General features: G+C 40.3%; 13 protein-coding genes. 4 read left to right on the top strand and 9 right to left on the bottom strand.

Annotated elements, in window-relative coordinates:
• The first annotated feature begins 7 nt into the window (after nucleotides 1–7).
• Nucleotides 8–1288 (top strand): glutamyl-tRNA reductase, encoded by a 1281-nt coding sequence (gene hemA, locus ACGTJS_RS05020; RefSeq protein ID WP_410473003.1) that lies wholly within the window; start codon nucleotides 8–10, stop codon nucleotides 1286–1288.
• A gap of 82 nt (nucleotides 1289–1370) precedes the next feature.
• Here the strand turns inward: hemA and clpX are convergent, their stop codons facing one another.
• The 4 genes from clpX to rdgB form a co-directional block, all read right to left on the bottom strand.
• Nucleotides 1371–2651 (bottom strand): ATP-dependent protease ATP-binding subunit ClpX, encoded by a 1281-nt coding sequence (gene clpX, locus ACGTJS_RS05025; RefSeq protein ID WP_410473004.1) that lies wholly within the window; start codon nucleotides 2649–2651, stop codon nucleotides 1371–1373.
• Between the two features lie 71 nt (nucleotides 2652–2722).
• The gene (clpP, locus tag ACGTJS_RS05030; RefSeq protein ID WP_315041793.1) at nucleotides 2723–3319 is read right to left on the bottom strand and encodes an ATP-dependent Clp endopeptidase proteolytic subunit ClpP; all 597 of its coding nucleotides are present in this window, start codon (nucleotides 3317–3319) and stop codon (nucleotides 2723–2725) included.
• 183 nt (nucleotides 3320–3502) lie between these two features.
• Nucleotides 3503–4837: a trigger factor gene (tig, locus tag ACGTJS_RS05035; RefSeq protein WP_410473005.1), complete on the bottom strand. Its 1335-nt coding sequence runs from the start codon at nucleotides 4835–4837 to the stop codon at nucleotides 3503–3505.
• Nucleotides 4838–5041: 204 nt separating this feature from the next.
• Entirely contained in the window at nucleotides 5042–5689 is a 648-nt protein-coding gene (gene rdgB / locus ACGTJS_RS05040; RefSeq protein WP_410473006.1) for an RdgB/HAM1 family non-canonical purine NTP pyrophosphatase, read from the bottom strand.
• Nucleotides 5690–5975: 286 nt separating this feature from the next.
• Here rdgB and ACGTJS_RS05045 point away from each other — a divergent pair, with 286 nt between their 5' ends.
• Both ACGTJS_RS05045 and ACGTJS_RS05050 read left to right on the top strand, forming a co-directional pair.
• Complete coding sequence (locus ACGTJS_RS05045) at nucleotides 5976–6545, top strand: NADPH-dependent FMN reductase (RefSeq protein WP_315041772.1); 570 nt, start codon at nucleotides 5976–5978, stop codon at nucleotides 6543–6545.
• 106 nt (nucleotides 6546–6651) lie between these two features.
• Nucleotides 6652–7278, top strand: coding sequence for a superoxide dismutase (locus ACGTJS_RS05050; protein ID WP_410473007.1), 627 nt, complete (start codon nucleotides 6652–6654; stop codon nucleotides 7276–7278).
• 69 nt (nucleotides 7279–7347) lie between these two features.
• On the opposite strand, the gene ACGTJS_RS05055 is transcribed toward ACGTJS_RS05050, so the two are convergent.
• Genes ACGTJS_RS05055 through ubiG form a run of 3 tightly spaced genes read right to left on the bottom strand, consistent with a single transcriptional unit; the run spans nucleotide 7348 to nucleotide 9519 of the window.
• Nucleotides 7348–8241, bottom strand: coding sequence for a class II glutamine amidotransferase (locus tag ACGTJS_RS05055; protein ID WP_410473008.1), 894 nt, complete (start codon nucleotides 8239–8241; stop codon nucleotides 7348–7350).
• Nucleotides 8242–8268: 27 nt separating this feature from the next.
• Nucleotides 8269–8760 (bottom strand): type IV secretion protein Rhs, encoded by a 492-nt coding sequence (locus ACGTJS_RS05060; RefSeq protein WP_410473009.1) that lies wholly within the window; start codon nucleotides 8758–8760, stop codon nucleotides 8269–8271.
• A 36-nt stretch (nucleotides 8761–8796) separates the two neighbouring features.
• Nucleotides 8797–9519 (bottom strand): bifunctional 2-polyprenyl-6-hydroxyphenol methylase/3-demethylubiquinol 3-O-methyltransferase UbiG, encoded by a 723-nt coding sequence (gene ubiG, locus ACGTJS_RS05065; RefSeq protein WP_410473010.1) that lies wholly within the window; start codon nucleotides 9517–9519, stop codon nucleotides 8797–8799.
• A 257-nt stretch (nucleotides 9520–9776) separates the two neighbouring features.
• Here ubiG and ACGTJS_RS05070 point away from each other — a divergent pair, with 257 nt between their 5' ends.
• Nucleotides 9777–10400 (top strand): thiol:disulfide interchange protein DsbA/DsbL, encoded by a 624-nt coding sequence (locus ACGTJS_RS05070; protein ID WP_410473011.1) that lies wholly within the window; start codon nucleotides 9777–9779, stop codon nucleotides 10398–10400.
• Between the two features lie 73 nt (nucleotides 10401–10473).
• Here the strand turns inward: ACGTJS_RS05070 and ACGTJS_RS05075 are convergent, their stop codons facing one another.
• Nucleotides 10474–11304, bottom strand: coding sequence for an exodeoxyribonuclease III (locus ACGTJS_RS05075; protein ID WP_410473228.1), 831 nt, complete (start codon nucleotides 11302–11304; stop codon nucleotides 10474–10476).
• Nucleotides 11305–11359: 55 nt separating this feature from the next.
• Nucleotides 11360–12133, bottom strand: a complete 774-nt coding sequence (locus tag ACGTJS_RS05080) for a hypothetical protein (protein WP_410473012.1) — start codon at nucleotides 12131–12133, stop codon at nucleotides 11360–11362.
• Nucleotides 12134–12140: the final 7 nt, after the last annotated feature.

Below are 12140 nucleotides of genomic sequence, written 5' to 3' on the forward strand. Positions count from 1 at the left end.
TTTGTTTATGCAACTTTTGGTTCTCGGTCTTAATCACAAAACAGCACCTGTTGCCATGCGTGAGCGATTGGCATTTGGGGCGACCGACTTGCCAATGGCATTACAATCGTTAAAAACCCTGTGCGAAGGGGCAGTCATCGTGTCCACTTGTAACCGCACCGAGCTGTATATTTTGGCATTTGAACAAGAGTCTCTCAAAAATTTAAGCGAGCGATTGATTGCGTGGTTGGCAGATTTTAAAAATTTATCTGCCAATCAAGTTGCCGAACATTTGTACATTTATGAAAATAATCTTGCTTTGACCCACTGGGTGCGTGTGGCTTCTGGACTGGATTCCATGATTTTGGGCGAACCGCAAATTTTGGGACAAATCAAACAAGCGGTAGAGCTTGCCAAACAACAAAACAACATTCCCAAAAAATTAAGCTGGATAATTCAACAGGTTTTTGCCACCGCAAAACTGGTAAGAAACGAAACAAAAGTCGGCTCACAAGCAGTGTCTTTGGGTTTTGCTGCCGCCAAACTGGTTACTCAAATTTTTAACAAACCACAAAATAACACGCTGTTGGTCGTTGCCGCAGGCGAGATGAATCGCCTTGTGGCGACCAATTTGGCGGGGTTAGGCATTAGCCGTGTCATCATCTGTAACCGTAGCCTTGAGCGAGCCAACATTTTGGCAAACGAATTGGCAACGCACGGACGCACCATTGATGTGGTTAGCTTAGACCAGCTTGCCAATGTGTTGCCACAGGCGGATATTATCACCAGTTGTAGCGGTAGTTTGCACGCTTTGATTGACAAAAATATGGTCAAACACGCCCTAAAAATCCGCCGTCATCAACCCATGCTGATGATAGATTTGGCAGTGCCACGAGATATTGAGCCAAGTGTGGGCGATTTGGACGATGTGTATCTGTACTCCATTGACGATTTACAGCACGTCATCGCAGGCAACCTAGAACAACGTAGACAAGCCGCCGTAGAAGCCGAACTGCTCGTCAGCCAGCAAGTCGTCAATATTGAACGCAAAATGATTGAAAAAAGTGTCGGACAACACATCGGAGTCTACCGAGAACAAGCCCACGCCCACGCCAACGAGCTACTACAGCACGCCTTGCACCGTATCGCCACAGGCGACAATGCCGAGCAAGTGGTGATTGAATTGACCCACAAACTCACCCAAACACTCACCCACGCACCGAGCAAAATGCTAAGAGCGGTTGCAAGCGAAGAGTCTGCCGAAACTGCCCATTTTATCAGCGAACAATTGACACAAGCGTTTCGTTAAAGAATTTAGCAAAAAAATAAAAAATATTGACAAAAAAATAAGGGCTTATCAAAGCCCTTATCTGATGTACAGTCATCAAAAACTAGCTTACCTTTGGTAATTCATTGTTTTCAATCACATTTTTATCAACTGTTACCGTTTTTTGCCCTGCCATAGATGGCAATTCATACATGGTATCTAATAGGGCGTTTTCAATGATAGAGCGTAAACCCCTTGCCCCAGTTTTGCGTTTTAACGCTTGTTGGGCGATGGCGGTCAAGGCATCTTGGGTAAATTCAAGTTTTGCTTCTTCCATGTTAAATAAATATTCGTATTGTTTGGTTAAAGCATTTTTTGGTTCGGTTAAAATTTGGATTAACGCTTCTTCATCAAGCTCTTCTAGCGTTGCAATCACTGGCAAACGCCCGATAAGTTCTGGAATTAAGCCAAATTTAATCAAATCTTCAGGTTCAACTTGTTTAAATAATTCACCGATTTTTTTATCGTTGTCTTTGGATTTGACATCGGCATTAAAACCAATACCTGTTTTTTCGGTACGTTGCTGAATGACTTTGTCAAGCCCAGCAAACGCACCGCCACAAATCACCAAAATATTGCTGGTATCAACTTGAATGGTTTCTTGGGTTGGGTGTTTGCGTCCGCCTTGTGGTGGTACGTTGGCGACTGTGCCTTCAATCAGTTTTAACAAGGCTTGTTGCACGCCTTCGCCTGACACATCACGAGTAATAGACACATTTTCACCTTTACGGCTAATTTTGTCAATTTCATCAATATAAATAATGCCTTTTTCGGCTTTTTTGATGTCGTAATTGCAAGACTGTAGCAGTTTTAGCACAATATTTTCAACGTCTTCACCGACATAGCCTGCTTCGGTCAAGGTGGTCGCATCGGCAATCGCAAACGGCACATCAATCAAACGAGCCAAAGTTTGGGCAAGCAAAGTTTTACCAGAACCAGTCGGTCCAATCAACAAAATATTACTTTTTGACAATTCAACTTTGTCTTTGTTGGCGTTTAATTGAATAAATGGCTCTTCTTTGAGTTTTGAGTCCACTTTTAGGCGTTTGTAATGGTTATACACCGCAACGGCAAGGATTTTTTTGGCACGGTCTTGACCGATGACATACTCATCAAGGTGTTCACGGATTTTTTTGGGAGTTGGCAGTTCACGATTTGCCCAGCTTTCTTCGGTCGCTTCGTCTGTTTCACCGCCGACACTTTCGTCTGTGTCATCAATCATCAAATCTTCGCAAAGCTCAATACACTCATTACAAATATTGGCATCTGTGCCTGCGATGATTTTTTTGACTTCATGTTGGGCTTTGCCACAAAAGGAGCAATGCGGTTCAATCTCTTTTTTCATGGGATACTTCTAAGGTTTTGGTTAATTTTTTGTCAAAATACGGTTAATTGTTTAAATCAATTTATTTAAAATTAAGCGATTTTTGGACGTTTTGACAACACTTCATCAATCAAGCCGTACTCTTTGGCTTCGTTGGCATCAAGCCAATAATCACGCTCCACATCACGAGCGATTTTTTCTAGTGGCTGACCTGTGCGTTCTGATAAAATTTTGTTTAAACGCTCACGGATTTTTAGGATTTCACGTGCATTAATTTCAATGTCGGTGGCTTGACCTTGTGCACCGCCTGATGGTTGGTGAATCATCACACGAGAGTTTGCCAACGCATAACGTTTGCCTTTTTCGCCTGCGGCAAGCAAGAACGAACCCATGCTATACGCCCCACCCATACAAATGGTTGATACGTCAGGCTGAATAAACTGCATGGTGTCAAACACCGCCAAGCCCGCACTCACCGAACCACCCGGCGAATTGATGTATAAATGAATGTCTTTTTCTGGGTTTTCCGCTTCCAAAAATAGCAACTGAGCGACTGCTAAATTTGCCATATGGTCTTCTACCTGTCCTGTAAAAAACACCACACGCTCACGCAATAGGCGAGAGTAGATATCAAACGAACGCTCACCACGAGCCGACTGCTCAATTACCATCGGTACAAGGGCGTTCATCGGGTTGTGGCTAGTTAAGCCACGAGTCAGCGTATTTTGTACTTGACTGGTCGCAAATGGTGAATCTAAAAATTGTTCTAACATATTTTTTCCTTTTTGAATAAGCAAAAGCCCTTATATTTATAAGGGCAATGCAAATAAAAAACAATTAAAAATTTCAACAAATTTGTATTTTTTGTAAAATTACATTAAACCTTGTTGTTGGCTTGCCAATAAATCTTGGTAAGACACTTCTTTATCGGTTACTTTACCTTTTGACAAAATGAATTCAACCACTTGGTCTTCTAGCACAACCGCTTCAATGTTGGCACGTTCTTGAGCGTTGTTGGTGTAGTACTCAATCACTTCTTCAGGCTCTTCATAGTTTTCTGCCATCTCTTTGATAAAGTTGGTAACACGCTCTTGGTCTACGCTAAATTTGTTCGCTTCAATCAAACTTGACACCAACACGCCTAGACGTGCTGAACGCAAGGCTTGGTCTTCAAACAATTCATTTGGCAACATATCTTTGCTAAAGTTTTTCGGATTTGCCCCAAACTGCTGTGCAAAACGGTTTAACATCATATCACGCTGACGGTCAATCTCTTGCTCAAGCATGGCTTGTGGAATTTCAATTTCATTTTTCTCAAGCATTGCGTTAAACGCCGCTTCTTTGACTTGTGAACGACCTGCGTTTTTGATTTCACGTTCCATATTTTTGCGAACGTCTGCTCTTAGTTTGTCCAAACCGCCTTCTTTTACGCCAAACACTTCAAAAAATTCGTCATTTAGCTCTGGCAGTTTAGCTTCTTCAACTGATTTCACATTGATTTTAAATTGGGCTTGTTTGCCTTTTAGGTTTTCAGCTTGGTAATCTTCTGGGAAAGTTACGTCAATGGTTTTTTCTTCACCAGCTTTCATGCCTTTGATACCGTCTTCAAAGCCCGGAATCATACGACCACTACCAATCACTAGGCTAAAATCTTTGGCAGAACCGCCATCAAATTTTTCACCATCAATAGAACCTTCAAAGTCAAACTTGACTTGGTCGCCTGTGGCAACTTCACCATCTTTGGCAACATAAGTTTGGCGTTGTTTTTGTAGATTTTCAATCATCACATCAACGTCTTTGTCATCAACGCTTGCCACTTGACGCTCAACTTCTACTTCTTCTAAGCCTTTGACTTCCACTTCTGGGAACGTTTCAACAGTCGCCTGATAAACCAAAAAGTCATTTTCAAGCTTCACATCGTCAATGTTTGGCATACCCACAGCACGGATATTTTCTTGGCGAATGGCATCAAACACGGTATCACGAATAGTATCGTTAATCACTTCTTGTTGAATACCTGCACCATACTGGGCTCTGATGTGTGAAACTGGCACTTTGCCTTTACGGAAACCGTCAATTTTGGCAGTTCTTGCCACTTGTTGAATACGTTGTTCCACACGAGTTTGAATGGTGGTAACAGGTACTTTCACTGTTAATTGGGTTTCTAAATTTGAAGTTTTGTTAGTCGTGATTTGTAAATCTGACATGGCGTTTTCCTTTAAAATTTTAAAAAAATAAGATGTTTTTTCAATCATTTATCCAATAAAATATCATAAATGATTAAAATTGTAAAAATTGGTTGGCTTATTTTGGTTGTGAATGAATGATAAATCGTCAAAATTCACAAGCAAACGTTAGCCGAAAGTCTTACATTATAAATTAAAACTTGCCTAAAGTAAAAAATTATTTATTTAAAAGATTTTTTGGGCAAAAAGTTGCTGTAATAACTGGCTCATCGCCTGTCCACGATGGCTGATTTTATTTTTTTCAATCTTGGTTAATTGAGCAGACGATTTTTGCAAATCTGGCAACCAAAATAACGGGTCGTAACCAAAACCATTTTCACCGATTTCGTTTGGCAAAATTTCGCCTTGCCAAATGCCTTGAGCGATAATCGGCAATGGGTCATCGGCATGACGCACCAACGCCAACACACAGACAAATTGTCCGATAATTGGCTGTTGTAAGCGATATTTTAGCAAATCATGTAACAATTTTTTATTATTGGTTTTGTCTTTGTTTTGCAAAAATTGTTTGGCAAAAATTGGGTCATCTTTGGCAAAACGAGCCGAATAAATCCCCGGTTGTCCGCCCAAAATCGGCACGCACAAGCCAGAATCATCAGCAATCGCAGGCAATCCGCTAATTTTACTGGCATGGCGAGCCTTGATTAACGCATTTTCAATAAAACTTAAACCATCTTCCACCGCATCGTCAATATTAAGTTGTCCTTGTGGAATAACCTGAATATTTAAGTTAGCATTGTCAAATAAATGCTGAAATTCGGCAAGTTTGCCTTGATTATTACTAGCAAGGACGATTTTGTCAAAGGTTTGCATAAAAAATTCCAATTAAAAAAATGAAAAAAGTTATCATAACAGATTTTTATCACAGTTTTTTACAAAATTTAATAAAAAGTTTTTATTTTTTAAAATCAATTAGTTAATAAAATTTTTTAACATTTTTGTAATTCCTTACTTTGATTAAGGTTAATTTTTATCAAAAATTGTGGCATTATATAAGGCTAATGTGAGTTTGTTTGGCATAGTTGATAGGTAAGTTATGATTAAATAATAAAAATTCTTAAATATATCAACTTGTTATACAACTGTAAGGACTGAAATTATGAAAAAAGTCAGTATTTTAGTCGGTAGCTTGCGAAAAGGTTCGTTCGCACGCAAAACCGCATTAGCCGTAAAAGAAATGTTCCCAGAAGGCTATCAAGCCGAAATTGTAGAAATTGGACATTTACCGCTTTACAATTTTGATTATGACGACCCAAACGAAAGCGATTTTCCTGTACCGACTGCTTATGCAGAGTTTCGTGAAACGCTAAAAGCATCAGCTGGCGTGCTGTTTGTAACAGCGGAAAACAATCGTACCGTACCTGCTTGCTTAAAAAATGCGGTGGATATTGGGTCAAAACCGAATAGCGATGTCGCTTGGAAAAATCTACCTGCGGGCATTATTAGCCATTCGGTCGGTAAAATGGGCGGTTATAGCTCACAAAAAAATTTACGCCTTGCCTTGTCATATTTTAATATGCCATTGACAGGACAACCAGAAGTTTTTCTTGGTAATTCGCCAACATTATTTGATGAAAATGGCAAATTAACCAATGAATCTACTCGGGATTTTTTGCAAGGTTATATCAATCAATTGGTTGATTTAATTGAAAAAAACCCAAAATCTTAATTTAGCTTTATTAATTTAAGATTAATTTAACCTAGTGTGATAAATTATTGCGATTTATCATAAAAATGTACCCAGCCAAACAGTTATTGTTAGCAAGGAAAAAACTATGTCAAACATCACATTACCAGAATTACCATACGCAAAAAATGCGTTAGAACCACATATCAGTGCCGAAACTTTAGAGTTTCACCACGACAAACACCACAACGCCTATGTGGTAAAATTGAATGAATTACTACCAAACTCAGGTTTCGAAGGCAAAGAGCTTGACGAAATCATCTTGGCAACTGCCAAAGATGACAGCAAAGCAGGTATGTTTAACCAAGCGGCACAAGTTTGGAATCACACTTTTTATTGGAACTGCATGACTCCAAACGGTGGCGGTGAGCCAACTGGCGATTTAAAAGCCAAGATTGAAGAAGCGTTCGGCTCTTATGCAAAATTCCGTGAAGAGTTTAAAAACGCAGCCGTTAGCCAATTTGGTTCAGGTTGGGCTTGGTTAGTTGCGGATAAAGTAAACGGTTCATTGTCTATCATGAAAACCGCTAACGCAGACACACCAATGGCTCACGGCAAAGTTGCAGTATTGACTTGCGATGTGTGGGAACACGCTTATTATATTGATTATCGTAACCGCCGTCCAGATTATGTGGATACTTTCCTTGATAAATTGGTAAATTGGGAATATGCAAATGCCAAATATCAAGGCAAAGACGCAGGTGTTGAAAAATAATTTTTTCACTTGTTAAACAAAAAACGTCCATTTTTGGACGTTTTTTTATGTTTGTTTTTTATCTATAAATCAAACACTCGCCCCAACTTTGCGAGCAATGGCAATGCCTTCGGCAATGCTTAGATAAGTAGGATTGTTTGGCGTATCTTGATACACCACCGCCCCATCACGAAATACCAAACATTCATTGACGGCAAGCTGTTGCCATGCTTCGTTGCTGGTTAGGGGAATTGTTACCAAAATAGTAACTCGGTCGTGATTACTCGTAACTTGGCTAAAATCAATACTTAACTCATCATCAGCGAGCATAGCTTCACCAAAAGGGGCTTGGCGAGTCAAATAAAACAACAGACTGCCCGTAAATGCCAATTGCCAATCACCATTGGACAACAAACAATTAAACAGCCCATAATCGGACAATTCTCGGCATTTGTCTTTTAAAAAAGCAAACAAAGTTGTATCATCTGGACGTTCGTCAAAGGTGCTTTTTAACTCATTTAATAGATAACAAAACGCCATTTCAGAGTCAGTTGAGCCGACTGCTTGATAAAAATGGACAGAATTTTGCATTTTTTGTTGAAAATTTTGGCAAAAATTCACCGATAACTGTCCGTTATGTGCAAAAACCCACTGTTCGCCCCACACTTCACGCACAAAAGGATGCGTATTAACAAGACAATTACTGCCTTGTGTGGCTTTGCGGATATGAGCAATCACGTTCATCGCCTTGATGGGGTAGTGATTGATTAAATCGGCAATCGGCGATGAGTAGCTGGGCTTGTCATCGTGAAACAGTCGCAAGCCCACGCCATTTTTGTTGTGCGGACACGGGCTTTTTTCAAAAAACGCAATGCCAAAGCCGTCTTCATGGTGGTCAGTCAGTCCGCCACGCTTTCTAAATCCTGCAAAACTAAAGCCGATATCAGTCGGCACATTGCAATTCATACCCAATAATTGACACATTTTTTATCCAATTTTTTAAATTAAAAATTATGTATTTTTTGTTAAAAATGGAATACACGCAAAAAACGCATCACAGTTTTGCGAGCGTTCTTTGTGTATATAAAAATCTTCCACTATGCGAGCCTGTTGCTCCACGCCATACGCCAAAAATGGCTTACCTAAGGTCAAAACATAGCTGTATTTGCGGTTAAACAAGGCTTTTGTGAACACATGAATGCCTTGTTGCACTTGCCAAACGTGGGTCAATTCATGAATGAGCCACGCCCTTTTTGCCAAACTTAAATCGGCAAAATCCGCTTGCCAATCGTCTGGGTGATAATAAATATTCCCATTTGGGCTGACCGCATAGTTTTTTAGCACCCACCAAGCGGTTTTTAGGCGAATGTCATCAAGTTGTAAATGTTCGCCAAACACGCTTTTTGCCATGCGTTTTTCGCCATCGGTCAAAGGGCGAGATTTGACAGGGGCAAGGCGATTTTGCCAAAAAGTTTGCCATTTTTTGCGAAAATTTTGCAACACTTATTTTCCTTATTTGCTTCCTTTTTTAGCCCATTTTTAAGGCTTAAAAACCGCCATCATATAATTGACATCAACGTTTTGGGCAAGCCAATAGTTTTTGGTAATCGGATTATAATGCAAGCCAATCAAATCTTGACGTTTAAAGCCACTACGCTCAGCAAAGCGGTCAAGCTCGGCAGGCGTGATAAATTTGTTATAATCGTGCGTACCTTTGTCAAGCAGTTTTAGCACGTATTCCGCCCCAATAATGGCGAACAAATACGCTTTGGCATTGCGGTTAATCGTGGATAGCACCAACACGCCATTCGGCTTTAACAGCTCAAAACACGCATTGATAATTGATTGCGGATTTGGGACGTGTTCCAGCATTTCCATGCACGTTACCACATCAAACTGTCCTGCATGGGTTTTTGCCAATTCTTCTACAGAAATACATTGAAAATCAATGGTTTGATTGGTTTTTTCGGCATGGATTTTGGCGGCTGCGATGTTTTCTTCGCCCAAGTCAATGCCTGTTACCGTTGCCCCACGCAACGCCATAGAGTGTGATAAAATACCGCCTCCACAGCCCACGTCTAGCACTTTTTTGTTGGCAATTCCTGCGTTTTGGCGAGTGATGGTTTGCTGTTCAATCCAGTTTAACCGTAACGGATTGATGTCGTGCAAGGTCGCAAATGCCCCGTTTTTGTCCCACCATTCATTGGCAAGATTGGTAAATTTGTTGATTTCGGTAAAGTCGGCGTTTTGTGCGGCTGTCATGATGTTTCCTAAAGTTTTTAAAAATGTGATTTATTTTAACAAACTTTTGACAAAAATACTTTAGCGAAAAAGTAATAATCAAATTTTTCTAAAGTTATTTTTATCAGTTTTAAGAAAATTTGATAAATAATATTGCCTAATTTTTGCATTTGTGTAGTTTTTTTTAGTGTTTATCAGAATTTAGTACACGATAATTTAAAAAAATGCTAAGATAACGCCACTTCAACCGATTTTTATTTAAGTTTAGGAAAAAAGTTATGAAAAAAATTGCATTTACTTTATTAGCCACCGCCGTTGGTTTTACGACTTTATCAACCCAAGCAGCCGATTTTGTATCTGGCAAAGATTATACCGTTTTGGCAAATCCTGAAAAAATTGAAGGTAACAAAATTATCGTGCGTGAGTTTTTTTGGTATGGTTGTCCGCACTGTTACAACCTTGAGCCACATATGCAAAAATGGGCAAAAACCAAGCCTGCGGACGTGGTATTTATGCAAACCCCTGCGGCGATGAACCCTGTTTGGGAACAAAATGCCCGTGGTTTTTATACCGCTCAATTGATGGGCGTGCAAGAAAAAACTCACCAAGCCATGTTTGACGCATTACAAAAAGACCGCAAAAAACTGTACGACCAAAAATCTATCGGTGAATGGTACGCATCTCAAGGGGCGGATTTGAACAAATTTAACAGCTTGTACAATTCGTTTGCGGTAAACACCAAAATCGCTCGTTCACAAGAAGCGGCAAAACGTTACCAATTGTCAGGCGTGCCTGTGGTTGTTGTTGATGGCAAATATGTGGTATCTGGCGAAGATGGCAAAGTGCCACAAGTCGTTGATTTTCTAGTCAAAAAAGCTCGTGCAGAACGTGGCGGTAAATGATTTTTTACCAATCTTAAAAAAATAGACCCATGGCGGTCTATTTTTTTTTGCAAATTTTTTGACAACAAATTTTTTAATCAATTGACAAACGATAATCCACCACCACAGGGGCATGGTCGCTAAACCATGCGTCTTTGTACACCCACGCACCGACAATTTTGTCTTGCCAATCAGGTGTGCAAACGTGATAATCAATCCGCCAACCAACGTTTTTGGCACGAGCTTGTCCACGATTTGACCACCACGAGTACAAAAACGGCTCATCACGCACCGCACGAAAACTGTCAATATAACCAAGCTCATCATAAATATGGTCAAGCCACGCTCGCTCGTGGGGCAGACAGCCAGAAGCTTTTTGGTTGCCAGACCAGTTTTTGATGTCAATGCGTTTATGCACAATGTTATAATCACCACAGATTATCATGGATTGGTTGTCATCTCGCCATTGTTTTAAAATCTTGGCGTATTCTTGTAAAAACACGTCCTTGCGAGCTTGAGCGTCATCGCCAGAACTACCAGACGGCAGATACAGCGAGGCAATGTTCACATCAATCCCAATCCCAAAATCAAAGGTCGCACAGATAAATCGCCCTTGCGTGTCGGCAATGTCAAAGCCAAGCCCAGTTTTCACCGATTTTATCGGCAATCGGCTATAAATCGCCGTCCCTGCATAACCTGCTTTTTGGGCGGGAAACAGGTGCGTGTGCCAACCTGTCGGTTTAAATTTGTCCGTCCATTGTTCAGGATTAATGCGAGTTTCTTGCATACAGACCACGTCCGCATCAGACGTGGCAAGCCAGTCAAATAAGCCCTTTTTCTCGGACGCTCGCAAGCCGTTTACGTTAATGGACACCACTCGTAAAACTTTTTTGTCATCTGCATAGGTGGATTTTTTTGGGATAATATCGTTGTCAATAATCGTCATGTTATCAATGTTGTTAAAAGTTAAAAAATCATTGTTAAATCAATGGTGTATTAATCAAACGCTTGCCAATTTGTGGTGCGTTGTCATTTACCATTATGGGGGCAAGTCCGTATTTTTCACGGATTTTATTTAAAATGCTATGGCGTGGTTCGCTAATTTCGTTAAAAATATACGCAGGTTTTAGTAGATTTTTTGCATGTAAATCCACCATTTTTGTCAAATTTTTAATCACCGTTTCACGCTGTACCATATTCGCCCATTGGATAGCGTCCATTTTATCGGTGTTTAGGGCTTGTTTGGTTAAACGCTCGCTGTTAAAAATATCCGTGTTTAACAGACTGCCATTAATCAAACCACTGGGGCGCACAATCGTCAAATTCTTTTGCCAAAACGCTTGATAAAGCTGTTCGGCACTGTATAAGCAGCTATCTTTTGCCATGCGTGGGGATGGCGTGGTGTCAATGTCCACCGTCTCACCAGCATTTTGCCCATACACGCCTGTTGATGAGATATAAATCAAGTGTGACTGTTCACAAAAAACGGCTTGGCTAATGGGGCGAACGCTCTCCACATAGGCGATCGCATACCCTGCGATACTATGGTTATCAGGGCTTAAAATCACATAAATCAAGTCAAAAATGGCATTGTCAAAATCATCTTTATTTAAATTTTTTACATCTTTGACAATTTGACAAACGCCATCAATGTCTTTTTTGCTACGGCTTACTAAGGTGATTTGGTGGTGCGATTTTAGGCGATTGGCTAAGGGCAAGCCCAATTTTCCTGCACCGATGATTAAGATTTTCATACATTTT

This window comes from Faucicola mancuniensis, assembly GCF_046523945.1.
Lineage (GTDB): Bacteria > Pseudomonadota > Gammaproteobacteria > Pseudomonadales > Moraxellaceae > Faucicola > Faucicola mancuniensis.